This window comes from Brevundimonas fluminis (genome assembly GCF_003934285.1).
Taxonomy (GTDB): domain Bacteria; phylum Pseudomonadota; class Alphaproteobacteria; order Caulobacterales; family Caulobacteraceae; genus Brevundimonas; species Brevundimonas fluminis.
In genome coordinates, this window is sequence record NZ_RQWJ01000003.1 from 697,741 (window position 1) to 719,643 (window position 21,903).

Annotated in this window: 25 protein-coding genes and 2 tRNA genes; 12 read left to right on the top strand and 15 right to left on the bottom strand. The window is 69.4% G+C overall.

The features are described from left to right. The first annotated feature begins 135 nt into the window (after positions 1 to 135). From EFJ44_RS08445 to EFJ44_RS08465, 5 genes are all read left to right on the top strand, one after another. The gene (locus tag EFJ44_RS08445) at positions 136 to 825 is read left to right on the top strand and encodes an alternative oxidase (protein ID WP_125256743.1); all 690 of its coding nucleotides are present in this window, start codon (positions 136 to 138) and stop codon (positions 823 to 825) included. Positions 826 to 1,056: 231 nt separating this feature from the next. Beyond that, entirely contained in the window at positions 1,057 to 1,752 is a 696-nt protein-coding gene (locus tag EFJ44_RS08450; protein ID WP_125256744.1) for an IS6 family transposase, read from the top strand. 51 nt (positions 1,753 to 1,803) lie between these two features. Continuing rightward, on the top strand, positions 1,804 to 1,950 hold the full coding sequence (locus tag EFJ44_RS08455) for a DUF3489 domain-containing protein (RefSeq protein ID WP_125256745.1): 147 nt from the start codon (positions 1,804 to 1,806) through the stop codon (positions 1,948 to 1,950). Continuing rightward, a complete protein-coding gene (locus tag EFJ44_RS08460) occupies positions 1,947 to 2,372 on the top strand; it encodes a DUF2924 domain-containing protein (RefSeq protein WP_125256746.1) in 426 nt (141 codons plus the stop codon). Before EFJ44_RS08455 ends, EFJ44_RS08460 begins: the two co-directional genes overlap by 4 nt. Beyond that, positions 2,359 to 3,963, top strand: coding sequence for a recombinase family protein (locus EFJ44_RS08465; RefSeq protein WP_125256747.1), 1,605 nt, complete (start codon positions 2,359 to 2,361; stop codon positions 3,961 to 3,963). The genes EFJ44_RS08460 and EFJ44_RS08465 overlap by 14 nt, the downstream gene beginning before the upstream one ends. 341 nt (positions 3,964 to 4,304) lie before the next feature. On the opposite strand, the gene EFJ44_RS08470 is transcribed toward EFJ44_RS08465, so the two are convergent. The 8 genes from EFJ44_RS08470 to EFJ44_RS08500 form a co-directional block, all read right to left on the bottom strand. Continuing rightward, positions 4,305 to 4,394, bottom strand: a tRNA-Ser gene (locus EFJ44_RS08470). A gap of 71 nt (positions 4,395 to 4,465) precedes the next feature. Continuing rightward, entirely contained in the window at positions 4,466 to 5,353 is an 888-nt protein-coding gene (locus EFJ44_RS08475; RefSeq protein ID WP_125256845.1) for an NUDIX hydrolase, read from the bottom strand. Between the two features lie 44 nt (positions 5,354 to 5,397). Then, positions 5,398 to 5,991, bottom strand: a complete 594-nt coding sequence (locus tag EFJ44_RS08480; RefSeq protein ID WP_125256846.1) for a YfbR-like 5'-deoxynucleotidase — start codon at positions 5,989 to 5,991, stop codon at positions 5,398 to 5,400. Positions 5,992 to 6,118: 127 nt separating this feature from the next. Next, positions 6,119 to 6,898 carry a methyltransferase type 11 gene (locus EFJ44_RS08485; protein ID WP_125256748.1) on the bottom strand — a complete coding sequence of 260 codons (780 nt, stop codon included), beginning with the start codon at positions 6,896 to 6,898 and terminating at the stop codon, positions 6,119 to 6,121. A 77-nt stretch (positions 6,899 to 6,975) separates the two neighbouring features. Continuing rightward, complete coding sequence (locus tag EFJ44_RS08490) at positions 6,976 to 7,845, bottom strand: AAA family ATPase (protein WP_125256749.1); 870 nt, start codon at positions 7,843 to 7,845, stop codon at positions 6,976 to 6,978. Positions 7,846 to 7,906: 61 nt separating this feature from the next. Then, complete coding sequence (locus EFJ44_RS13840; RefSeq protein ID WP_164511854.1) at positions 7,907 to 8,056, bottom strand: hypothetical protein; 150 nt, start codon at positions 8,054 to 8,056, stop codon at positions 7,907 to 7,909. After that, on the bottom strand, positions 8,053 to 8,493 hold the full coding sequence (locus EFJ44_RS08495; RefSeq protein ID WP_125256750.1) for a hypothetical protein: 441 nt from the start codon (positions 8,491 to 8,493) through the stop codon (positions 8,053 to 8,055). Before EFJ44_RS08495 ends, EFJ44_RS13840 begins: the two co-directional genes overlap by 4 nt. 34 nt (positions 8,494 to 8,527) lie before the next feature. Next, positions 8,528 to 10,330, bottom strand: a complete 1,803-nt coding sequence (locus tag EFJ44_RS08500) for a tetratricopeptide repeat protein (RefSeq protein WP_164511890.1) — start codon at positions 10,328 to 10,330, stop codon at positions 8,528 to 8,530. 140 nt (positions 10,331 to 10,470) lie between these two features. Between EFJ44_RS08500 and flbT the strand changes: the two genes are divergently transcribed. From flbT to EFJ44_RS08515, 3 genes are all read left to right on the top strand, one after another. Continuing rightward, complete coding sequence (gene flbT / locus EFJ44_RS08505) at positions 10,471 to 10,893, top strand: flagellar biosynthesis repressor FlbT (protein WP_125256752.1); 423 nt, start codon at positions 10,471 to 10,473, stop codon at positions 10,891 to 10,893. Continuing rightward, on the top strand, positions 10,853 to 11,215 hold the full coding sequence (gene flaF / locus EFJ44_RS08510) for a flagellar biosynthesis regulator FlaF (protein ID WP_125256753.1): 363 nt from the start codon (positions 10,853 to 10,855) through the stop codon (positions 11,213 to 11,215). Before flbT ends, flaF begins: the two co-directional genes overlap by 41 nt. Before the next feature lie 171 nt (positions 11,216 to 11,386). Beyond that, on the top strand, positions 11,387 to 12,217 hold the full coding sequence (locus tag EFJ44_RS08515; RefSeq protein ID WP_125256754.1) for a flagellin: 831 nt from the start codon (positions 11,387 to 11,389) through the stop codon (positions 12,215 to 12,217). Positions 12,218 to 12,264: 47 nt separating this feature from the next. Here EFJ44_RS08515 and EFJ44_RS08520 read toward each other — a convergent pair whose 3' ends face one another. The 6 genes from EFJ44_RS08520 to EFJ44_RS08545 all read right to left on the bottom strand — a co-directional run bounded on the left by EFJ44_RS08520 (position 12,265) and on the right by EFJ44_RS08545 (position 17,652). Then, a complete protein-coding gene (locus tag EFJ44_RS08520; protein ID WP_125256755.1) occupies positions 12,265 to 12,924 on the bottom strand; it encodes an exopolysaccharide biosynthesis protein in 660 nt (219 codons plus the stop codon). A gap of 125 nt (positions 12,925 to 13,049) precedes the next feature. Then, the gene (locus EFJ44_RS08525) at positions 13,050 to 13,535 is read right to left on the bottom strand and encodes a GNAT family N-acetyltransferase (protein ID WP_125256756.1); all 486 of its coding nucleotides are present in this window, start codon (positions 13,533 to 13,535) and stop codon (positions 13,050 to 13,052) included. Next, the gene (locus EFJ44_RS08530) at positions 13,532 to 14,695 is read right to left on the bottom strand and encodes an isovaleryl-CoA dehydrogenase (protein ID WP_125256757.1); all 1,164 of its coding nucleotides are present in this window, start codon (positions 14,693 to 14,695) and stop codon (positions 13,532 to 13,534) included. The genes EFJ44_RS08525 and EFJ44_RS08530 overlap by 4 nt, the downstream gene beginning before the upstream one ends. 38 nt (positions 14,696 to 14,733) lie before the next feature. Beyond that, positions 14,734 to 16,041, bottom strand: a complete 1,308-nt coding sequence (locus EFJ44_RS08535) for a lysozyme (RefSeq protein ID WP_164511891.1) — start codon at positions 16,039 to 16,041, stop codon at positions 14,734 to 14,736. A 63-nt stretch (positions 16,042 to 16,104) separates the two neighbouring features. Then, entirely contained in the window at positions 16,105 to 17,505 is a 1,401-nt protein-coding gene (mgtE, locus tag EFJ44_RS08540; RefSeq protein WP_125256759.1) for a magnesium transporter, read from the bottom strand. 60 nt (positions 17,506 to 17,565) lie between these two features. Further along, a tRNA-Leu gene (locus EFJ44_RS08545) sits at positions 17,566 to 17,652 on the bottom strand. A 100-nt stretch (positions 17,653 to 17,752) separates the two neighbouring features. Between EFJ44_RS08545 and EFJ44_RS08550 the strand changes: the two genes are divergently transcribed. Both EFJ44_RS08550 and EFJ44_RS08555 read left to right on the top strand, forming a co-directional pair. Further along, entirely contained in the window at positions 17,753 to 18,694 is a 942-nt protein-coding gene (locus EFJ44_RS08550) for a hypothetical protein (RefSeq protein WP_125256760.1), read from the top strand. A gap of 11 nt (positions 18,695 to 18,705) precedes the next feature. Beyond that, the gene (locus EFJ44_RS08555; protein ID WP_125256761.1) at positions 18,706 to 19,254 is read left to right on the top strand and encodes a fasciclin domain-containing protein; all 549 of its coding nucleotides are present in this window, start codon (positions 18,706 to 18,708) and stop codon (positions 19,252 to 19,254) included. 4 nt (positions 19,255 to 19,258) lie between these two features. Here the strand turns inward: EFJ44_RS08555 and EFJ44_RS08560 are convergent, their stop codons facing one another. After that, complete coding sequence (locus tag EFJ44_RS08560; RefSeq protein WP_206426888.1) at positions 19,259 to 19,555, bottom strand: FliM/FliN family flagellar motor switch protein; 297 nt, start codon at positions 19,553 to 19,555, stop codon at positions 19,259 to 19,261. 30 nt (positions 19,556 to 19,585) lie between these two features. Here EFJ44_RS08560 and lipB point away from each other — a divergent pair, with 30 nt between their 5' ends. Further along, on the top strand, positions 19,586 to 20,323 hold the full coding sequence (gene lipB, locus EFJ44_RS08565; protein ID WP_125256762.1) for a lipoyl(octanoyl) transferase LipB: 738 nt from the start codon (positions 19,586 to 19,588) through the stop codon (positions 20,321 to 20,323). 31 nt (positions 20,324 to 20,354) lie between these two features. Continuing rightward, positions 20,355 to 21,902: an ATP-binding protein gene (locus EFJ44_RS08570; protein WP_125256763.1), complete on the top strand. Its 1,548-nt coding sequence runs from the start codon at positions 20,355 to 20,357 to the stop codon at positions 21,900 to 21,902. Position 21,903: the final 1 nt, after the last annotated feature.

Here is a 21,903-nt window from a genome sequence, read left to right on the forward strand (position 1 = left end):
TCCGCGCCTCCGGGATTCTCCTTAGGGTGAAGACCCGAATACCGCCGTCGGACGCACGCTTCTACACCGGTTGCATCTTCCAAGACGCCGCCGCAGCGGCCCGGAACGCTTTCCGGATCAACAGGAGCCAAGGCCATGACCCCCTCCCTCGTCGACCTTTCGATCCACCATCAGCCGAAGGGCCTGTCGGACCGCGTGGCCTTCGGCTTCACCAAGCTGCTGCGCTTCTGCGCCGACACCTTCTTCGCCAAACGCTACGGTCACCGGGCCGTTGTGTTGGAGACCGTCGCCGCCGTGCCCGGCATGGTCGGCGCCACCATCAACCACCTGAGCTGCCTGCGCCGGATGTGCGACGACAAGGGGTGGATCAAGACCCTGATGGATGAGGCCGAGAACGAGCGCATGCACCTGATGACCTTCATCGAGATTTCGAAGCCGACGCTGTTCGAACGCTTCGTCATCGTCTCCGTACAGTGGGTGTTCTACCTGTTCTTCTTCGGCCTCTACCTCGTCTCCTCGAAGACGGCTCACCGCGTGGTCGGCTATTTCGAGGAGGAGGCGGTGATCAGCTACACCCACTACCTCGCAGAGATCGACCAGGGCCGCAGCCCGAACGTGCCGGCGCCGGAGATCGCCAAGCGCTACTGGGGCCTGCCGGATGACGCGACGCTTCGCGACGTGGTGCTGGTCGTCCGCGCCGACGAGGCCCACCACCGCGACGTCAACCACGGCTACGCCAACGAACTCGGTGGTCTACCGATCCAAGCCGTCGCGCCCTGCCCGCCGCACGCGGCGCTGGAGCCGACTTGGAAGGCCGCTGCCTGATCCCACACTATCCAGCCGCGCCCAAGCCTCCCGTGAGCGTTACCACGGGAGGCTTGCCTTGCCGGACTCAGAGATCATCCGTCTCGGTCCTCAAGCTATCTGCAGTGGCGGGTCGCTGACGTCCGCAATGGGTCGAGAGCGGTCTTTCAGCGGGCCCTGGACCGGTGCTGTCAGTCTAACCCTAACCGGTCTCTACTGATATGCTGAAAAGTCCATGCAGGGCAGGGACTTATGGCGAAACTCAGCTTCAAGCGGCACCGGTTCGAAAGCGACGTCATCAAGCGCGCGGTCTGGCTCTACTACCGCTTCAATCTCAGCCTCCGGGACGTCGAGGAGATCCTCGCCGAACGCGGGATCGACGTCTCCTACGAGGCGATCCGCGACTGGTGCCGGAAGTTCGGATTGCAGATCGCCAGGAACCTGCGGCGACGCCGACCGGCGGCTTCGCCGCGGTGGCATCTCGACGAGATGGTGAGCGCGATCGGCGGGCGGCACATGTACGTCTGGCGCGCGGTGGACGACGAAGGGGAGGTGCTCGGCTCCGCGGTCGAGCGTCGGCGGGATGCGGCGACCGCCGAAAGCTTTCTGAGAAAGCTGCTGCGGGATCAGCCGGTTGTGCCAGAGACGATCGTCACTGACGGCCTGGGCTCCTACAAGACCGCGCTGGATCGGCTGGGCCTGAGCGACCGCCATCGACCGGGTCGCCTCCGCGAAAACAATCGCGCGGAGAACTCGCATCTGCCGATCCGGAAGCGCGAGCGGCAGATGATCGGCTTCAAGAGCGCCCCTTCTGCCCAGCGGTTCCTGACGGTCCACGCCGCTTTCTACAACACCTTCTACACCCAGCGGCATCTTGTCAGCCGAGGCACGCTTCGGAAGCTCCGGGCGCAGGCGCACGCGGCCTGGAATGCGGCTGTGGCGTCGTGAGTGAGGCCGTTCAACTTGGCGATGGGTGGGAGTTAAGTTGACAGCACTTGGCTGCCGCACTCGGTGCGCGGCGCGCTGGCCGGCGCGGTCAAGAAGAAGCACAAGCTCACCGTCACCTCGGAGAAGACCGACGCGGGCCGCATCTACCGCATCGCCCCGCTGGCTGCAGCCGCCAGCAACGGGCCGGCCGCCGAATGAACCGCGAGGCGATCAACGCCGAGGTCCGGGCACTGGAGCGCCTGGACCTCGAGGGCCTGCGGGCCGTCTGGGTGCGGCGCTACGGCTTGCCCGCGCCCAGGCTGCGGTCGCGCGAGCTTTTGGGCCTGAGCCTCGCCTGGCGGATCCAGGCCGAGGCCTTCGGCGGCCTGGACGCCGTCACCCGGCGCAAGCTGAAGGACGAGAAGGCGCCGCAGCGGGCGTCGGTGGACGTGCCGGTGGGCACGGTCCTGACGCGCGAGTGGAAGGGCGTGCCCCAGTCGGTGCGCCGGACCGCCAAGGGCTTCGAGTGGGACGGCACGACCTACCGCAGCCTGACCGCGGCGGCCCGGGCGATCTCGGGCGGCATCTGGGGCGGGCCGCTGTTTTTCGGCCTGGTGGAGCGGTCCGGTGGCAAGGCCTAGGCTCCGCTGCGCCATCTACACACGCAAGTCCTCCGAAGAAGGGCTGGAGCAGGAGTTCAACTCGCTGCATGCCCAGCGGGAAGCCTGCGAGGCCTATGTGAAGAGCCAGGCCGGGGAGGGATGGACCGCCCTGCCGACCGCCTACGACGACGGCGGGGTCTCCGGCGGGACGATGGAGCGGGACGGCCTGCAGAAGCTGCTGGCCGACGTGGCCGCCGGCCGGATCGACGTGGTGGTGGTCTACAAGGTCGACCGCCTGACCCGCGCGCTGAACGATTTCGCCCGCATCGTCGAGGTGTTCGACAAGCACGGCGTCTCGTTCGTCTCGGTGACCCAGGCCTTCAACACCACGACCTCCATGGGCCGGCTGACGCTCAACGTGCTCCTGTCCTTCGCCCAGTTCGAGCGCGAGGTCACCGGCGAGCGCATCCGCGACAAGATCGCGGCCTCGAAGAAGAAGGGCATGTGGATGGGGGGCTGCCCGCCCCTGGGCTACGACCCCGACGGACGGAAGCTGAAGGTCAACGAAGCGGAGGCGGAGCTGGTCCACCACATCTTCCGCCGCTTCCTGGAGCTCCGGTCGGTCCCGGCGCTGCGCAAGGAACTGACGGCCGAAGGTCGGGTCTCCAAGCGGTGGACGGCCACCACCGGGACCGTGTTCGGCGGCATGCCCTTCGACAACGGCGCCCTCTACCACCTGCTTCGGAACAAGACCTACCTCGGCATGGTCCCGCACAAGGACCAGGCCTACCCCGCCGATCATCCGCCTATCATCGATCAGGCGACCTTCGACCGGGCCGAAGCGCAGCTGGCGACCCGTGCCCGGCGCGGACCCAACACGAAGAAGTCCGACCGGCCGGCCGCGCCGCCGCCGCTGCTCGAGCTGAAGGGCCGGCTCTTCGACTGCGACGGAACGGCGATGACCCCGATGCACGCCTACGGCCGCCGAGGCGGGGTGCATCGCTACTACGTCTCCAGCACGATCCAGCGGGGCAAGAAGGAGCGCCGGCCCGGCGCCATCCACAGACTGCCGGCCCTGCCGGTCGAGCGCTGGGCCATCGAGACCCTTCACCGGCTCTGCCCGGATCGTGATCCGCAAACGGTTCTGACACGGATGGATGTGCATGATCAGGCCGTGCAGATCGCCCTGCCGGTCAAGGCGTTGGCCCTTGAGGAGCGCGAGATCCCGTTGGCGGTCGATCGGGTCAAGCGGGCTCTGCAACCCGGCGAGACCGTCACCCTGGCCGGCGACCGCATTTGGGTCCACGTGCCGCGCCGGCTGAAGTTCCGCGGCGGGCGCGCCTGGCTGGAGGGCGAAGCGCCTAAGCAGGCGCGGCTCAGTCGGGCGCTGATCAAGGCGCTGAAGCGGGCGCATCAGGTGCTGGACGCCCACGTCGACGAGGACGGGGTGATGCCGCAGTCCCCATCTTCGCCCCACGAGCGCAACCTGGTGCGAATGGCCTGGCTGGCGCCGGACGTGCAGCTCGCCTTCCTCGAAGGTCGACAGAAGGCGGGCGTGTGCCTGGAGGACTTGCGGTGCGCCGCCATCCCGCTCTGCTGGGACGATCAAAGAGCTGCATTCGTCGCCTGATCCGGGGAAGCGATTCCCTGCTGTGGGCGTTGAAAATCCCCTGCTTATGCGGCGGCTCGCTAAACACGATCACGCCGCAATGCAGGCGTGGCGGGCGCTTGGGCGCGAACAGCCCCTGTTTCAGGGCTGAGACGGCACAGCAATTTCCCTGTTAATTCCCTGTTAGCAGGGAAAACTCATCCGGATCTTTCGGCGGTTGAGAATGGCCCGCGCAAAAGCCCGCGAAACCTGGGATCAGGGCCGCCTGTCGTGCGAGATGCGATGAGTTTGAAAGTGAGTGCTCCCGACGTATCGGGGCCCTGTTTTCCACTTAAGTAATTGAGACTAAAGGGAAAAACCGGTGGCGGAGAGGGGGGGATTCGAACCCCCGGTACCCGTGAAGGCACGCCGCATTTCGAGTGCGGTACATTCAACCACTCTGCCACCTCTCCGCGGCGCCGAAGCTTCGGTTGAAGGACGGCTTCTCTAGTCGGCGGCGCGCCGCGCCGCAAGGCCGTTTTCGCTATCTCACCGTCGGCAGCGGCAGGCCGGGCGCCTGGCCGTCGGCGGGGTCCAGGCCGGTCGCGCGGAACAGGGCGGCGGGGCGGCCGCCCGTTCCCGTCGAGGCCGCGCCGGTGGGCGCGACCAGGCCCGTGCGTTCGACGCCGCGGCGGAAGTTCTGCTTGTGCAGACTGACCCCCGCAACGGCCTCGGCGGCCGCCTGCAGCTGGGAGAGGGTGAAGGTCGGCGGCGTCAGGTCGAACAGCACGGGCCGGTATCTGAGTTTCGACCTCAGCCGGCCGAGCCCGGTGGCCAGGATGCGGCGGTGGTCCGAGGCCATGGCGCGGCCCGGCGCGGCGCCCGGCGCGGGACGGTCGGCGTCGCGGGCCGCCTCGGCCACCACGCCGGCCTCGTAGAGCAGTTCATAGCGCTCCAGCACGCGCGTCTCCGCCCATCGCGCGTCGCCCGTCGCGAACAGGGAGTCGACCCGGGCGCGGCGTCGGACGTCGTCTCCGGCCCAGGCGGCCAGCTCCGCGTCGATCGCGGCCTGCACGGCGGGCGGCCCGCCGCGACGGTCCTCCCACGGGAAGAAGTCCAGCACGGGCGTCCAGCGCGCCTCGGCCCCGGGCGGATCCGCGGCCTCGGACGTCAGCGCCAGATAGCCGACCGACACCTCCCGCGCGCCCGTCGGTCCCGGCGTCGCCCGCGGACTCTCGCGACCGGCGTCGCCGAAGGTGTAGAGCTGCTCGACGAAGCCCAGGCGGAACCCCGTCTGCGCCGTCACGAAGTCGCGCAGGGCCCGCTCGAACGTGCGGTCCTTCACCGGGTCGAACGGACCGAAGGGCAGGGCGGCCAGACCGTCCCGGCCGGCGGTGGTCAGGACGCAGGCCCGGCCGTCGCGGATCGCCATGACGACGGCGGACAGGCCGATGCGGACGCCCTGATCCGCCACGGTCACTCCGTGTGCCAGGCGTCGGCGCCCGCCACCGTGCCCATGGCTTCGGCCAGGGTCCGGTAGCGCTCGACGTAGCGCGCCTGGGCCTCGGGGGCGCTCAGCGGCGTGATGTGCAGGTCGTACCCCGGAGGCGGCGCGCCGAAGAAGCCCAACGCCTCCTCCTCCGAGAAGCCCGCCAGCTGCGTCGCCTCGAAGAAGGCGCAGGCCTTGTCGGCTTCCTTGATCAGCTTCTTGATCTCCACCGGGTTCTTCGCAGGCAGGCCGAAGCGGATGTGGATGGCGTGCTCCAGCCGCGCCTCGAAATCCTTGTAGCTGACGCCCAGCGCGGCCTTGAACGGAGAGATCATGTCGCCGATGACGTATTCGGAGGCGTCGTGCAGCAGCGCCGCCAGCCGCCATTTCGGCGCGATTCCGGGGCGGATGTGGGCGACGATCTCCTCCACCACCACGCTGTGCTGGGCGACGGAGAAGGCGTGCTCGCCGACGGTCTGGCCGTTCCATCGCGCCACGCGCGCCAGGCCGTGGGCGATGTCCTCGATCTCGATGTCGAAAGGGGAGGGATCCAGCAGGTCCAGCCGGCGGCCCGACAGCATGCGTTGCCAGGCGCGCGGCGCAGGCCTGCGCGAGGTTCGGGGTGCGGTCTTCGGCTTGGCGGGGGCGCGGGTGGGCAAGGCGGCTTCCTGACGTCGGCGGGTCAGGTGACGCAATGCGTGGCCCGGATCAATCCCCGACGTTCAGAGAGACCAGCGCCTCGGCGTCCTCGAAGGCCGCCTCCTTGTCGTCGTTCCGGGAGCGGACCAGGGCCACGACCAGCGGCCCGCCCTGCGGCCCCCGCGCCTCATAGCCGACCAGTCGCCAGCCGGTGGCGGCCTCGTCGCCGTCGGTCAGGATCCACTTGGCGCGGGTGGCGTCGCCCCGGGCGCGGACGCGCACCTCCGCCCCGCCCTCGTCCGCGCGGACGCTGACGCTGTCCTCCGAGGCGTCGCCCGAGGCCGAGGCCGTGGCCTGCGCCGTCGCGTCCGCCCGCGGCGCGTCCTCCTTCGCCTCGATGCGGAAGCCGCCGATGCGCACGTCGGCGTTCTCACCCTGGGCTTCGACGCTGATGCCCGGCAGCCGGACCGAAGCCCGGTCTCCGTCGGCGTTCACGGCCACCTGAGGGCCTTCGCCCGTGGGACCGCCCGCGATGTCGCGCCTCAGTTCGGCCTCCAGACCCTGGAGGACGGACGTCGGATCGCCGTCCAGCCTGATCAGCCGAAGTTGGACCGACGAGCCTCGCGGGCCGACGTACCAGCAGGTCGCGCCCCCGTCGGTCGCCGCGCCCTTGCGCGTCAGCTGCCCCTGGGTTTCGGGGCATTGCAGGGTTTCGACGACCTTCAGCACGCCGCGCGGCTTGTCCGACGAGGAGCCGGTCGAGATGCTGACCGACCGCTCGCCGTCGCAGGCGGCGAGGCCGAGGCCGGCCACGGCGAGCAGGGGAAGCAGGGAGGTGCGAAGACGCATGATGAACTCTTCCTTTGATCGCATCCTGCGCCGATCGGTCGGCATGGCCAGTGAAATCGGGGTAATCAGGGTGTCCGTCAGGCGCCGGGGCGGCGCGCCTCGCCCCGCGTGAGAAAGGCCAGACGCTCGAACAGGTGCACGTCCTGCTCGTTCTTGAGCAGGGCGCCGTGCAGCGGCGGGATCAGTTTCCCCGGCGTCTTCTCCCTCAGCGTCTCGGGCGCGACGTCGTCGACCAGCAGCAGCTTCAGCCAGTCCAGCAGTTCCGACGTCGAAGGCTTCTTCTTCAGGCCGGGCGTCTCGCGGATCTCGTAGAAGGTCTTCAGCGCCTCGGCGACCAGGCGCTTCTTGATGCCCGGAAAGTGCACCTCGACGATGGCCTCCATCGTCCCGGGATCCGGGAAGCGGATGTAGTGGAAGAAGCAGCGGCGCAGAAAGGCGTCCGGCAACTCCTTCTCGTTGTTGGAGGTGATGATCACGATCGGCCGCACCTCGGCGCGGATCGTCTCGCCGGTCTCCTGAACGTAGAACTCCATCCGGTCGAGTTCCTGCAACAGGTCGTTCGGGAACTCGATGTCGGCCTTGTCGATCTCGTCGATCAGCAGCACCGGGCGCACGGGGGAGGTGAAGGCCTCCCACAGCTTGCCCTTCTTCAGATAGTTGCGGACGTCGTGAACGCGCGCCTCGCCCAGCTGCGAGTCGCGCAGCCGACTGACCGCGTCGTACTCGTACAGGCCGTTGTGCGCCTTGGTCGTCGACTTCACGTGCCAGGTGATGAGCGGCGCTTCCATCGCCCCGGCGATCTCATAGGCCAGCACGGTCTTGCCGGTCCCCGGTTCGCCCTTGATCAGCAGCGGCCGTTCAAGCGCCACGGCGGCGTCCACGGCCATGCGCAGGTCGTGGGTCGCGACGTAGTTGGACGTGCCTTCGAAGCGGCGGCGTTCGGCCATGCGGCGGGCTCTCCCTGATGCGAGGTCAGGACTAGCCCGGAACGCCCGGGGTTAACAACGTTCAGGTGATGCGCTTCGGACTCGCCGGGTCGCTGGCCGGAAAGGTCTCCTCCACGCCTTCGTCGATCAGCGCCTCCTGACGATTCTCCGCGTCCTTCAGCCTGGGCTCCAGCTGGTCCGGCTTCGTCTCTTGCTTGCGCTCTTCGGTCATTGCGGGGTCTCCTGCGTCGGGGTCTCGTCGGGCGCGTAGCCCAGCGAGGCGATGTCGTCGTCGGCCAGTCGCCTGGCCTCCCAGTGGGCGGCGCTGGCCTGAGCGCCCTTCTGCTCGCGCATCAGGCCGGTGTAGACCAGCTCGATCTCGTCCGGACTGGTGTCCGGCTCGCCGTCGTCGTCGCCCTCGGTCTCACCCTCGGCCAGAAGCGCGTCGGCCTCAGCCTCCAGCGTCTCGCGCTGCCGCAGGGCGTCGTCGGCTTCTTCGGACTCCTCGTCGCCGGCGTCCTCGTCGTCGTCGACGTCCGAGTCTCCGACGGCCTGGGTGGCGTCGAACACTGGATCCAGCTCGTCGAGCAGCATCTCCGTCTCGCCGTCGTCGTCGAGATGGGTCTCGTCGAAGACTTCCGCCTGATCCTGTTCGTCGATGTCCGGCATGTCGTTCTCCTGTCGGGGAGAACAACGGACCGCGTCAGGCGGCGTTCCCGCGCTTCGCGACCACTTCGTCCAGCGCCGCCCGCACCTCGTCGATGCATGCCGGCCAGCCGTCGAACGCCCGCCTGAACAGGCGCGTGCGCGGATAGAAGGGATAACGGTCGGTGTTCAGCAGATGCCAGTCGTCCGGCGCCGTCAGCATCCACACGTTCGCGCCGACGGCGGAGGCGATGTTGGTGCCCGCGATGCCGGGACCTATGACCAGATCCAGCGCGCAGGACATGGCGGCCAGATCCTCCAGGTCGTCCTTCAGGTCGAACGGCGGCGTCCAGATGCTCACGCCCGCCGCTTCGGCCAGCGCCAGGTCCGCGCTCACGTCGCCGCACTGCAGGTTGACCATCACGGCGCCCGGCGTCTCCAGCACCGGCCGCCAGCGGTCGAAGCTGGAGAAGTAGCGCCCGCGGGATCCGGTCAGGATCAGGCTCTTCCAGTGCAGGCCGACCTTCAGCCCCGGCCCCAGGGTCTCCAGCTCGGCCTTCCAGCGCGCCACGCGCGCCGGGTCGGACGTCAGATAGCCGGCGCGATCGGGGAAGCTCTCCACCGTCGGCCGGAACTCCGCCAGCAGGGTGGCCATGGGCGTCCAGAAGTCGATCGGGCGGGCGTCCTCCGCGCGGTCGTCGAGGTCCGGGATGATGCGGTGCAGCCGCCCGTTGATCCTCACCGTGCGGTGGCCGATCACCTTCGCGGAGGGGAAGCTGCGCTGGAACAGGCTCACCAGCCGCGGCTCGACGGCCACATGCACGTCACCGTCGGGGCCGGCCGCCTCGATCACGTCGCCGACGCAGCCTCCGAAGACCATCTCGTCCGCCAGACCCTGCTCGCCGACGATCAGAACGGACCGCCCCGCCAGCGGTTCGCCAGTCCTGCGCGGCGATGCGGTGACCACGTGCATGGCGTCCGGCATGTCCGGGTCCAGCCGCACCTCGTACTCCTGAAATCCCTCCGGGATGCGGCCGACGCCCATCAGCGTCATCGCGCGGGCCATGCGCATCATCGCCGTCTCATAGCCCGGCTCGGCGCCCTTCAGGCCGGCGTCGAAGTCTTCCAGCGCGCCGGCCAGGTCGCCCAGCGGCTGGCGTGCGTTGGCGCGGTTGTACCGGGCCTTGGCCATGTCCGGCTCCAGCCGCAGCGCCTCCTCGAAGAACGGCAGGCTTTCGGCCATCCGCCCCTGATCGCTCAGCACGGTGCCGAGCGTGTTCCACAGCAGGGCGCTGCCCGGTTCGATCTGGATCATGCCGCGCAGCAGGTCGATGGCCTCGTCATAACGGTTCTGCTCGCGCAGCACGCAGGCCAGGTTGTTGGTCCCGTCCACGTGCCCCGGCTCGGCGGCCAGAAATTTCTGCAGCAGCTTCTCGGCGATCTCCAGATGCCCCAGCCGCTGGGCCAGCCGGCTCAGGTCGTGGGCGATCGCGGGATCCTCGGGCAACAGGGCCAGCGCCGCCTCGTAGGCCTGGATCGCCTCCACGAACCGCCCGACCTTCTCCTGACAGATGGCCAGCACGTGCCAGGCCAGCCCTGACGTCTCGTCGATCCGCAGCGCCTCCAGCGCCCTGTGGGCCCCGGCGTCGAAGTCACGCGTCCGCATCGCCGCGACCGCGGCCTTCAGCAGCTCCATCAGCCGCTTCTGCTTCTTCAGCGCCCCGCCGCCCGCCAGATTGCGCGACAGTCGTCGGATCGCTTCCGTCGACGCCGAATCTCCGGCCGTGCCCTGGGCCACGGGGGCGGGGGCGTGGACCAGCGGCTGGTCGGTGACGTCCTGTACGGCGGTCGGGGCGGTCATGGGCGGGCTCGCGCGGGATTCGAAGGCGTGTGGCCGACCGTGCGATGCCGCTTCACAAGACATGGTTAACCACGTCCGTTCATCTTGCGTCAGCCGCGCGACGCCTAGCGTCCCGAAGCGCGGGCCGGGGAGAGCCGCACATGCCGCTGAAACTGTCGTTGAAGCCGGGCGAGAAGTTCGTGCTGAACGGAGCTGTCGTCCAGAACGGCGACCGCCGCGGCGTGCTGATCCTGCAGAACAAGGCCAGCGTCCTGCGGGAGAAGGACATCATGCAGGTCGAGGACGTGAAGACCCCGGCCACCCGCGTCTATTTCCCGGTGATGATGATGTACCTGGACGAGGCCGCCGCGCCCAAGGTGTACGACGAGTTCGCGCGTCGGCTGACCGAGTTCATGAGCGCCACGCGCAACCCCGAAATCCTGAGCGAATGCGTCGCCGCCTCGCGGCACGTGATGGCACGGGAATACTACAAGGCCCTGATGTCGGCCCGGAAACTGGTGGATTACGAGGAACAGCTGTCCAATGTCGCTGCAGGCGTACAAGACCGCGGCCACGCGGGCTGAATCCCCCCGGGAGCTGGAATACCGGCTGTTCGGCCAGGTCACCCGCGCCCTGATGCACGCCGCGACCGTGCCGGCCGAGGACATCGCCACGCGCATCGACGCGCTGGACTGGAACCGTCGCCTCTGGTCGACCCTGGCCACCGACTGCTCGGACCCGGACAACTCGCTGAACGATCCCTTGAAGGCCCAGATCATCTCGATCAGCCTGTTCGTCAGCCGCCACTCCTCGGCCGTCATGCGCGGCGAGGAGGATTTCGAGCCCCTGATCGACATCAACCGCATGGTGATGCAGGGGCTCGCCCCGACCGCCGAGGCGGCCTGATCCTTTCCTGACCGGGGAAGAATTGCCGGGCGGCATGTTCGCCCGGACGCATGGTCAATGAAATCAACGGGCTGAGACGGCATCCGTCTTGCGTCGCGCGGGAGCGAACCAGAACCGGTTCAGCGGTCAGAAGACCGCCAGACCCCCCGACCAGAACGGAAGGACCCGACCATGAGCAACTCGGTCAACACCAACGTGGGCGCGCTCATCGCGCTCCAGAACCTGAACGCCACCAACGCCGAACTGGCGGTCACGCAAAGCCGGATCAACACCGGCAAGAAGATCGCCAGCGTGAAGGACAACGGCGCCATCTGGGCCATCGCCCAGGGGCAACGTGCCGACATCGGGGCGCTGGGAGCGGTCAAACAGTCGCTCGACCGGGGCGTCGCCGCGGTCGACGTCGCGCTGGCGGCGGGCGAGACGGTCTCCGACCTCTTGCTCCAACTGAAGGAGAAGGCACTGGCGGCGACCGACGCGTCGCTGAAGACGGCGGCCCGGGCCGCGCTGAACGAGGACTTCGAAGCGCTTCGCGACCAGATCGCGACGGTCACCAACAACGCCGAATTCAACGGGGTCAACCTGTTGAAGACCGGCGCGACCGGCTTCAACGCCCTGGCGAACGCCCAAGGCAACGCCACCATCACGGTGGCCGCCGAGGTGATGTCGCTGGGCGGGTCCATCGTCACCGTGGCGACGACCCAGGCGATCGACACCCTGACCAAGGCGTCCAACGCCCTGACCGCGGTGAACAACTCGATCGACGCGGTGTCCGGCGCCCTGGCGCGCCTGGGCACCAAGTCCAAGGCCCTGACCACCCACCTGACGTTCGTCGGCAAGCTGACGGACTCGCTGGAGTCGGGCGTGGGCAACCTGGTGGACGCCGATCTGGCGAAGGAGAGCGCCAAGCTCCAGGCGCTGCAGACGAAGCAGCAGCTCGGGGTTCAGGCCCTGTCCATCGCCAACCAGACTCCGCAGCTGGTGCTGTCGCTGTTCCGGGGCTGACGCCCACGTGAGAAAGCCGGAGGGTCCGCCCTCCGGCTTTTCTTCTCTCAGAACAGGCGGACGATCATCTCCCAGGTCGCGACCAGAACGCGGCTGACCGCCTCCCAGACGATCCAGGTGAAGGTCGCCATTCCGGCCGAGCCGACCCAGCCGACCAGCATCACCACCCCGTCCTTCTGCATCAGGCCGAAGCCGAAGGCCGCCACGATCAGCGAGGGGAACAGGTTGAATCCGATCAGCGGCAGCATGAGCACCGCGGCCCAAATCACGCACATCAGGCCGATCAGCGCCTCCGACAGGTCGCTGCTCATGAAGCTCAGGCGCGGCCGGCTGAACCTTTCGACCCGCTCCAGCCGCGACCTGACCTTGGCCGCCGCCTCGGCGAAGGCCGCCCGCGGGAGGTCGCGCTTCAGGATCCAGCCCGGCAGCCACAGCTCGTCGCGCCGGAACAACAGCTGCACGCCGATGATCAGGATGGGAATGCCCAGAAGGGTCGTGGTGCCGGGGATCACGCCGATGACGGCGCTCAGCAGGCCCAGGATCAGCAGCAGGGCGCCGAATCCCCGCTCGCCGAAGGTTCGGACCAGCTCGTCCATCGGCAGAACGGGATCGTCCACCGCGCCGACGTCGATCAGCACCTGGGAAAAGGGCCGCGCGTTGAATGAGTTCGAATCGTCGTTCATGGAGCCGCCGGCGAACAGGGTCATCCGTCTCTAGGCCCCTCCGACGCGGCCGCGCCACTTAAGAAATGGAAAGGCCGCGGTTCACGTCTCCAGGACGTGCCCGCACCGACCCGGCGGATCGAAAACCGCCCGACCCGGCGCTCGTTCCCTCAGTCGAACTCTCGCACCATGTAGATCGCCAGCGGACCATAGCCCGCGACCTTGGCGGCCAGCGCCGGGGGCAGGGGATCGACCGGCCGCCAGTCCGCCCGCATCCAGTAGGGCGCCGCGCCCTCCACCGCGATCAGTTCGGATCTCCGGATGCCGGGAATGGCGGCCCGGCAGGCGTTCAGCAAGGCGCGTCCCGTGCCGGCCCCGCGCGCATGGGCCGCCACCGACAGGTCATGCACGTACCATACGGGCCCTTCCGCCGAGGCCAGCACCACGTCCGGAGGCGGGGGTCGCATCGAGACCCAGGGATGGCTCAGGAGATAGCCGTCCAGCCGCCCGGCGGATTCCGCCACCCAGCACCAGCCCGGGGCGACGGCGGGGCGACTGGCGAACGCGGCCTCGCCGTCATGCAGATGCGTCGGATAGCCGACGGCCTGCAGCGCCAGCGCCGCGGGGAGGTCCGAGACCTCGAAGGGTCGGATCACGCCCCCAGCAGCTCCCGCCCGATCAGGAAGCGGCGGATCTCGTTCGTGCCGGCGCCGATGTCGTACAGCTTGGCGTCGCGGACCAGACGCTCGACCGGCCACTCCTTCGTGTAGCCGGCCCCGCCCAGGGCCTGCACGGCCTCCAGCGACACCTTCACGGCGTTTTCGCTGGCCAGCAGTATGGCGCCCGCCGCATCGTACCGGGTGGTCTTTCCCTGATCGCAGGCGCGCGCCACGGCATAGACGTAGGCCCGGGCGCTGTTCAGGGCCACGTACATGTCGGCCACCTTGGCCTGCATCAGCTGGAAGCTGCCGATCGGCTTGCCGAACTGCTTGCGGTCGCGGACGTAGGGCAGAACCACGTCCAGCGCCGCCTGCATGATGCCCAGCGGCCCGCCCGCCAGCACGGCGCGCTCATAGTCGAGGCCGCTCATCAGCACGGCCGCGCCGCGACCCTCGCCGCCCATGACGTTCTCTTCCGGAACCTCGCAGTCCTCGAACACCAGTTCGGCGGTGTCCGAGCCGCGCATGCCCATCTTGTCCAGCTTCTTCGAGACGCTGAACCCCTTCATCCCCTTCTCGATCAGGAAGGCGGTGACCCCGCCGTTGCCGTCGCCGGTGCGGGCGTAGACGACAAGGGTCTCGGCCGTCGGCGAGTTGGTGATCCAGAATTTCGTGCCGTTCAGGACGTAGCGGTCGCCCTTCTTCTCGGCGCGCGTCCGCATCGACATGACGTCCGAGCCGGACCCGGCCTCCGACATGGCCAGCGATCCCAGATGCTCGCCACTGATCAGCTTGGGCAGGTATTTCGCCTTCTGCTCCGGAGTGCCCCAGCGGCGGATCTGGTTGACGCACAGGTTGGAGTGGGCGCCGTAGCTCAGGCCGATCGAGGCCGAGGCGCGCGACACCTCCTCCATCGCCACGACGTGCTCCAGATAGCCCATCCCCAGGCCGCCGTACTCCTCCTCGACGGTGATTCCGTGCAGGCCCAGCTCGCCCATCTCGGGCCACAGGTCGCGGGCGAATTCGTTCTTCTCGTCGATCTCGGCGGCGCGCGGCGCCAGCCGGTCGGCGGCCCAGCGGGCGGTGGTTTCACGTATGGCGTCGGCGTTCTCGCCGAGGCCGAATTCCATGCTCTGGGGGGCGAAGGGAATGCTCATGTCCGCCGCCTAGCATCGTTCACGCGACCTGCGAAGCGTCAGGCCTTGCGACCGACCGTCCTCACCCAGAGATGCCACGACGCGGCGCCGACGCAGACCGCGCCGATCACGGCCAGGGTCCACGCCACGGCGGTCGTCTCGCCCATGGGGGACGGATCCTCCACCGCCACGCGGAAGGCGGCGGCCGAGACGGCGCAGGACACCAGCCCCAGGCCGCCCATGATCACGTACATGCCGGTCTCGCTCCAGTCGAAGCGACGCGGCGCGGCCGGCTCCTCCTCGTGACGCAGGATGGAGGTCTGCGACGGGGCGTCGACGAACAGCGGGTCCTGGGGCGCCGCCGGAGCCGGGCGCTCCTCCTCGCCCCAGACCGGGCGCGCCGGCGGGGTCTCGGCCTCCGGCGGCGGCGTCAGGATCAGCGGCTCCACGATCGGCGCGGGGAAGGCCGACCTCACCGGCTCCGGCCACGGCCGGCTCTCGTCGGCGACCGTCGGCGCCTCGGTCATCGGCGTCCCGGCGATCTCGGCCGGGGGCAGGGGCGCGGGCGCCATGCTGACCGGCTCGGGGGCCGCGGCCGCGGCGGGCGCGCCGAAGCCGGGCAGGGGACCCACCACCGAGACGCCGTAGCGCGCGCCCCACTGCGGGGTCTGGGCCGGCGGCGGGGCTGCGACGGCGGTCGGGGCCACGACGGGCTCGGCGGCTTCCGGTTCGGAGACGGGCGTGACCGCCGTCCCGGCGGCCGTGAACGCGGGCACGACCACCGCGACCGGCGGCTCCTCCCGCGACTCTCCGGCTTCTCCCAGCAGGGCCGCCACGGCCGCGGCCCGGGCCTCGGCATGGGGCCTGGGATCCGTCGTCGGCAGGGGGGCGGACAGCAGGTCGGCCAGGGCCACCGGCCGCGCGGGATCGGCCAGGAACAGGGCCCGCTCGGCGGCGCGCCGGCGCAGTCCGGCGATCGCGGGCGTCGGCTCGCTCCACGCCAGAAGCGCCTCGGCCGCCGCCTCCGGCCGTCCCTCGGCCAGCCGGGCGTGCACGTCCGACGCCGTGAACCGTTCGACGCCGACGGAGAAGGCGAAGCTGGCCAAGGCGTCGAACTGGTGCGCGTTCAGCTGTGCCGGCAGCGCGTTCAGCGCCGCCACCACGGGCATCAGATCGTACTGCAGCAGCAGTTCTGCGTCGGCCTCGCCGACCGTCAGCCCCTCGCGCGCGCTCTTGCGGTGGCCGTAGCCGATGACCCATCCCTCGCCGTCGCGCTCGGCGCGCGCGCGAAAGCCTTCGAAGCTCTTCAGCAGCACGACTCCCTCGCGGGAGACCTTGCGGCGGGCGTTGGAGGCGGGGTCGGACACTTGGTGTTCCAGATCGGGACGACGGGTTTCGCTCACAAGGCGACGGAGCAAGCTCCGCGCCGATCAGAGCAGGACGACGGTCGCCAGCCCGAGGAAGATCAGGAAACCAAAGAAATCCGTCGTCGCCGTGACGAAGACGGCCGACGACACCGCCGGGTCCTGCCTCATCTTCGACAGCGTCAGCGGCGTCAGCACGCCCACCGAGGCCGCGATGGCCAGGTTCAGGATCATGGCAGAGGCGATGACCGCGCCGATGCGCCAGTCGCCCGACCACCATCCGGCGGCCACCCCGATCAGGGGCGCCAGCACCAGACCGTTGGCCAGACCTACCGCCAGTTCGCGCTGGAAGGTCCGGCGCGCGTTGGAACTGTTCAGCTCGCGCGTGGCCAGCGCGCGCACGGTCACGGTCAGCGCCTGGGTCCCGGCGTTGCCGCCGATGGCGGAGACGATGGGCATCAGGGCGGCCAGCGCCACGATCTGCTCGATGGTGCCGCCGAAGAAGGCGATCACGCCCGCGCCCAGCGACGCCGTCACCAGGTTGATCGCCAGCCACGGCACGCGGCCGCGCACGATCTCCGGCACGGTGGAGCCGCGGTCCTCGTCCGACACCCCGGCCAGACGCAGGATGTCCTCGCGGTTCTCCTCCTGGATGATGTTGACGATGTCGTCGACGGTGATCTGGCCCACCAGCCGGCCCGCCGCGTCGATGACCGGCGCCGAGATCAGGTGGTATTTCTCGAAGATGTAGGCGACCTCTTCCTGGTCCTGGTCGACGGTGATCTCGTTCACCGGTTCCATGATGTCGGTCAGCTTCGTCGCGCGCGGCATGCGCAGCAGACCGCTGACCGAAACCCCGCCCACCGGCCGGTTCAGCGGATCAACCACATAGATGTCGAAGAACAGCTCGGGCAGATCCTCCCCCTGGGCCCGGATGTGGTCGATCGTGTCGCCGACGTTCCAGAATTGAGGCGCGGCCATCACCTCGCGCTGCATCAGTCGGCCGGCCGAATCCTCGGCGTAGCCCAGCGAGCTCTCGATCGCCGCCCGGTCCACCTCCGGCATGGCGGCCAGCACCTTCTCGCGCTGGTCGTCCTCCAGATCCTCGACGACCGCCGCGGCGTCGTCCGAATCGAGTTCCTGCAGGGCTTCGGCCAGCGTCAGGTGCGGAACCCTTTCCAGCACCTCCTCGCGGATCCCGTCGTCGAGTTCCGGCAGAGTCTCGGCCAGCAGCTCGGGCGGCAGCCACTGCACGACGACGGCGCGATGCTCGGCGGTGAGAAAGCCCATCAGGTCGGCGACGTCGGCCGGGTGCAGGTCTTCCGTCAGGGCGCGCAGCCGCATGCCGTCGCCGTCGTCGGCGGCGTCGACCACCTTTTCGACGAAAGCGGGCGTCAGGACGTAGTCCTCGTCCAGGGCCTCGTGATCGATCTCGGGCGCGACGGGGGCGATGGCGTCGGTGCTCACGCGTCGTCCTCCCCGTTATGGATCAGCTCTCAGCCGATGGGCGTCCTCAGAATAAATCGATGGTGCGGTCGAGAAGACTCGAACTTCCACTCCGGTTAGGGAACAGCGACCTCAACGCTGCGCGTCTACCAATTCCGCCACGACCGCTCGCATCGGAGCGGGGGCGATAGCGGAAAGCCGGGCGGAAGGGAAGGGCCGGGAACGTCGTCCCCCGGACATACGTTTGTAGCCCTCGAAGGAGAGCGACATGCGTAACTTCCTGATGATCACCGCCGTGGCCGCCGCGGCCCTCACCCTGCCTGCCGCCGCGATGGCGCAGAACGGAAACGGCAACGGCAAGGGCCAGGGAAATGGGCGCGGACAGGCCGAGCGCGGCCCCGACCGCGACGACGGCGACCGTGGACGCGGTCGCGGACAGGAGCGGGCCGAGCGCCGCGACGATCGCGGCCCGCGCGGCAAGGGCGACGACCGCCGCTGGGAACGCGCCGAGGTTCGCGTCCAGCCCGGCCCGCGCGACCGCGACCGTGACGACGACCGTCGCTGGGACGAACGTCAGGTCCGCCGTGCCGTGCGTGACGGCGTTCCCGTCGTCGTCCTGCGCGACGCCCCCCGCAACGTCTACATCCAGGGCTGCCCGCCCGGACTGGCCAAGAAGAACAACGGCTGTCTCCCGCCCGGCCAGGCCCGCCAGATCGCGCGCGCCGACCGGCGGTGGGACGACTGGTACTGGAGCCGCACGCGGGATGACGGCCGCTGGCGCTACGACGACGGCTACGTCTATCGAATCGCCGACAACGGCGGCGTCGCCGGCTGGCTGCCCGTGTTGGGCGGCGCCCTCGGTCTCGGCAACCTCTGGCCCCAGCAGTATCAGTACGCGCCCGCGCCGCAGTACTACACCGACTACTGGCGCGTGAACGACGGCTACGACTACCGCTACGCCGACGGCGTCATGTACGGCGTCGATCCGCAGACCCAGGCCATCGGGTCGGTGGTCGCCCTGCTGACGGGACAGCAATGGAACGTCGGCCAGCGCATGCCGTCGGGCTACGACGTCTACAACGTGCCCTACGCCTATAGGGGCCGGTACGCGGACACCGCCGACAGCTGGTACCGCTACAACGACGGCTACGTGTACCAGGTCGATCCCACGACCCAGCTGGTGCAGGCCGTGATCCAGCTGCTGGTCTGAGGGAACCCGCCATGATCCGCGTATCGACCGCCGCCGTCCTGGCCGCATTCGCGCTCGCCGCCTGCAACCCCGCCCCGTCGGCCGACGCCGGCGGGGCGGCCGAGCCCTCGTCGCGCACGCTCGCCGCCGAACTCAAGGGCGCGGGCGACCTCGGCACGCTCGAGGCCGTGCTGGTCAACTCCGGCCTGGAAAAGGTCCTCGAGGGCGTGGGCCCCTACACGGTCTTCGCCCCGGTGGACGACGCCTTCGACGGGGCGACCGCCTTCGACTTCCGCGACGAGGCCGAGAAGGCCCAGGCCGCGGCCCTGCTGCGGTCGCACATGGTGCCGGGGGCCGTGACCCGCGCGGACGTCTCCGCCGCCCTCGGCCGGGCGGAGGACGGCAAGGTCGAGATGCGGACGCTCGACAACGGCCTGATCACCTTCACCCGTGAGGGGGAGGCCATCGTCGCCACTCTGGCGGACGGAGGCCGCGCGGTGCTGACGGGGGAAGAGGTGCTCGCCTCGAACGGCGTCATCCAGCCCATCGACGGCGTCCTGCTGATGGCTCCGGCGGCCTGATCCGTCAGGCGGCGCCGGCCATGTAGTCATAGACGTCGGCCGCCCGGGTCACCGTGATCGAGATGCGGTCCTCGCTGATCGAGATCTCGCCGCGCGCCACCGGGTGATTGTTGGCCAGGATCCAGACCTCGTCGTGTTCCGACGCGTCCAGCGGGATGACCGCGCCGCGGCCCATCTTCAGCAGCTGCGCCATGGGCAGCACGGATCGCCCCAGCACGACCGAGATCTCGACGTCGACGGCTTCGATCTGGCTCATGGGGGACGCGAACTCGTACTGGTTGGCGGCGACAGGGTGTTGCATGGCGCTCCGACGCCCCACATTGCTGCGGCCATGCTTTCCCAGTCCTTAAATTCCGGCGACTCCCGGCTGATTCGGGCCGACGGCCTCGCCGTGGAATGGGTCACGTCTCCGGGCCGCGTCGACCACCCCGAAGCCGTTGCGGAAATGGAGGCGCGCGTCGCCGCCATCGCCGGGGGCCGGGCGCCGGAACGGGTCTGGCTGCTGGAGCACCCGCCGCTCTACAGCGCCGGCGTCTCCGCGCGGGACGAGGATCTGCTGGATGCCCGGTTCCCCGTGCATCGCACCGGCCGCGGCGGCCAGTTCACCTATCACGGCCCCGGCCAGCGCGTGGCCTACGTCATGCTGGATCTCGGCGCCCGCGGCCGCGACGTGCGCGCCTTCGTGCGTGGTCTGGAGGCGTGGCTGATCGGAGCCCTGGGCCGGTTCGGGGTAGAGGCGGACGTCCGCGAGGGCCGCGTCGGCGTCTGGGTGGAGCGCAAGGGTCCCGGATGGTCGCGTGAGGACAAGATCGCCGCCATCGGCGTGAAGGTCCGCAAATGGGTGAGCTTCCACGGGATCAGCCTGAACGTCGAACCCGACCTGACCCACTTCGGGGGCATCGTGCCCTGCGGGATCAGCGAGCACGGGGTCACCAGCCTGGTCGACCTCGGCGTGCCGGCCACGATGGACGAGGCCGATGCGGCGCTCAGGGCTTCGTTTCAGGAAGTGTTCGGTCCCGTGCGCAGGGTGGAGGCGCCGGAGGCCGGAATCGGTGCAGACCTGAGCTGAGACCGCCCGTGGGCGGGTTCCGGAGCGTCGCATGAGCCACGTCGAGATCGAAAGGCCGTCGCGCTCACGCGGGGACGAGGGCGATCTGGCGACCTTCTTCGACGTCTCGCTCGACCTGCTGGTGATCCGCGCGATGGACGGTTCGGTCGTGAAGGCCAGCCGCTCGTGGGAACTGACCCTCGGCTGGCGCCCGGATGAGATCGAGGGCACTCAACTGCTCCGCCTCGTGCATCCGGACGATCTCCCCGGCACCCGGGCCGTGGTCCCTCTGGTGGAGGGCTGGAAGGACGGCGACCCGATCGTCGGCCACGTCAATCGCTACCGCCACAAGAACGGCTCCTATCGGACCGTCGAATGGCGCGCTCAGAGGTACGGCGACCGCATCTACGCCGTGGCGCGCGACGTCACGGATCGTCTCGCCGCGGAGAGGGCGCTCGTCGAGGCCAAGCACGCCGCCGAGGCGGCAAGCCGGGCCAAGTCCGACTTTCTGGCCAACATGAGCCACGAGATCCGCACGCCGCTGAACGGCGTCATCGGCATCGTCGACGCCCTGGCCCGGACCGATCTCTCGCCGGTCCAGCAGGAACTGGTCGAACTGGTCCGCGCCTCCGGCGAGAGTCTGGAGCGGCTGGTTTCCGACATCCTCGACGTCTCCAAGATCGAGGCCGGCCGGCTGGAGTTGGAGATCCGGCCTTTCGACCTGTCCGAGGCGATCGACGGGCCCTTGCAGATGCTGTCGGTCAAGGCGGAGGAGAAGGGGCTCGCTTTCGAGGTGGCGCGCGGCGACGGGGCGCACGGCTGGTTCCTCGGCGACGCGCTCCGCCTTCGCCAGGTCCTGACCAATCTGCTGTCGAACGCGGTGAAGTTCACCGCGACGGGCGGGGTCGCCGTCCAGATCGACGTCGTCGAGGGCGCCCCCGACCCGATCCTGCACATCGACGTCGAAGACACGGGCGTCGGCTTCTCGCCGGAGGCCGCGGCGACCCTGTTCGACCGCTTCACCCAGGCGGACGGCTCGATCACCCGCCGCTTCGGGGGCACGGGTCTGGGTCTGGCGATCTGCCGGTCGCTGATGACGCTGATGGGGGGCCAGATTTCCGCGACGTCGGCTCCGGGAGCGGGCAGCCGCTTCTCCATCCGGTTGCCGCTCACCCGCACGCTGGCGGGGCGCGACGAGGTCGAGTCGGCTGCCGCCCCCGACCGTCCGCTGCGCATTCTCGTGGCCGAGGACCATCCGGTGAACCAGAAGGTCGTGCGCCTGATCCTCGACGCGCACGGCTGCGAGACCGTCATGACGGGCAATGGACGGGAAGCCGTCGCCGCCTTCCGCGAGGGCGGCTGGGATCTCGTGCTCATGGACATGCAGATGCCCGATATGGACGGCCTGGCGGCCACCCGCGCCATCCGTGCCTTCGAGGGCGCCGGGCCGCGTGCGCCCGTCATCATGCTCAGCGCCAACGCCATGGAGGCCCACCGTCACGAGGCGCTCGCGGCCGGCGCGGACCTGCATCTGTCCAAGCCCATCACCGCCGCGGCGCTCATGGAAGGCATCGCACGGGTCGTTCCCCGAATCCGCTGAG

What these genes read in the sequence shown, in the direction of transcription:
- EFJ44_RS08445 (WP_125256743.1), top strand. Translation starts at nt 136, where the DNA reads ATGACCCCCTCCCTCGTCGACCTTTCGATCCACCATCAGCCGAAGGGC.
- EFJ44_RS08450 (WP_125256744.1), top strand. Translation starts at nt 1,057, where the DNA reads ATGGCGAAACTCAGCTTCAAGCGGCACCGGTTCGAAAGCGACGTCATC.
- EFJ44_RS08460 (WP_125256746.1), top strand. Translation starts at nt 1,947, where the DNA reads ATGAACCGCGAGGCGATCAACGCCGAGGTCCGGGCACTGGAGCGCCTG.
- EFJ44_RS08475 (WP_125256845.1), bottom strand. Translation starts at nt 5,353, where the DNA reads ATGGCGATCCGCGACGGCCGGGCCTGCGTCCTGACCACCGCCGGCCGG.
- EFJ44_RS08480 (WP_125256846.1), bottom strand. Translation starts at nt 5,991, where the DNA reads ATGCTGTCGGGCCGCCGGCTGGACCTGCTGGATCCCTCCCCTTTCGAC.
- EFJ44_RS08485 (WP_125256748.1), bottom strand. Translation starts at nt 6,898, where the DNA reads ATGCGTCTTCGCACCTCCCTGCTTCCCCTGCTCGCCGTGGCCGGCCTC.
- EFJ44_RS08490 (WP_125256749.1), bottom strand. Translation starts at nt 7,845, where the DNA reads ATGGCCGAACGCCGCCGCTTCGAAGGCACGTCCAACTACGTCGCGACC.
- EFJ44_RS13840 (WP_164511854.1), bottom strand. Translation starts at nt 8,056, where the DNA reads ATGACCGAAGAGCGCAAGCAAGAGACGAAGCCGGACCAGCTGGAGCCC.
- EFJ44_RS08495 (WP_125256750.1), bottom strand. Translation starts at nt 8,493, where the DNA reads ATGCCGGACATCGACGAACAGGATCAGGCGGAAGTCTTCGACGAGACC.
- EFJ44_RS08500 (WP_164511890.1), bottom strand. Translation starts at nt 10,330, where the DNA reads ATGACCGCCCCGACCGCCGTACAGGACGTCACCGACCAGCCGCTGGTC.
- flbT (WP_125256752.1), top strand. Translation starts at nt 10,471, where the DNA reads ATGCCGCTGAAACTGTCGTTGAAGCCGGGCGAGAAGTTCGTGCTGAAC.
- flaF (WP_125256753.1), top strand. Translation starts at nt 10,853, where the DNA reads ATGTCGCTGCAGGCGTACAAGACCGCGGCCACGCGGGCTGAATCCCCC.
- EFJ44_RS08515 (WP_125256754.1), top strand. Translation starts at nt 11,387, where the DNA reads ATGAGCAACTCGGTCAACACCAACGTGGGCGCGCTCATCGCGCTCCAG.
- EFJ44_RS08520 (WP_125256755.1), bottom strand. Translation starts at nt 12,924, where the DNA reads ATGACCCTGTTCGCCGGCGGCTCCATGAACGACGATTCGAACTCATTC.
- EFJ44_RS08530 (WP_125256757.1), bottom strand. Translation starts at nt 14,695, where the DNA reads ATGAGCATTCCCTTCGCCCCCCAGAGCATGGAATTCGGCCTCGGCGAG.
- EFJ44_RS08550 (WP_125256760.1), top strand. Translation starts at nt 17,753, where the DNA reads ATGCGTAACTTCCTGATGATCACCGCCGTGGCCGCCGCGGCCCTCACC.
- EFJ44_RS08555 (WP_125256761.1), top strand. Translation starts at nt 18,706, where the DNA reads ATGATCCGCGTATCGACCGCCGCCGTCCTGGCCGCATTCGCGCTCGCC.
- EFJ44_RS08560 (WP_206426888.1), bottom strand. Translation starts at nt 19,555, where the DNA reads ATGCAACACCCTGTCGCCGCCAACCAGTACGAGTTCGCGTCCCCCATG.
- lipB (WP_125256762.1), top strand. Translation starts at nt 19,586, where the DNA reads ATGCTTTCCCAGTCCTTAAATTCCGGCGACTCCCGGCTGATTCGGGCC.
- EFJ44_RS08570 (WP_125256763.1), top strand. Translation starts at nt 20,355, where the DNA reads ATGAGCCACGTCGAGATCGAAAGGCCGTCGCGCTCACGCGGGGACGAG.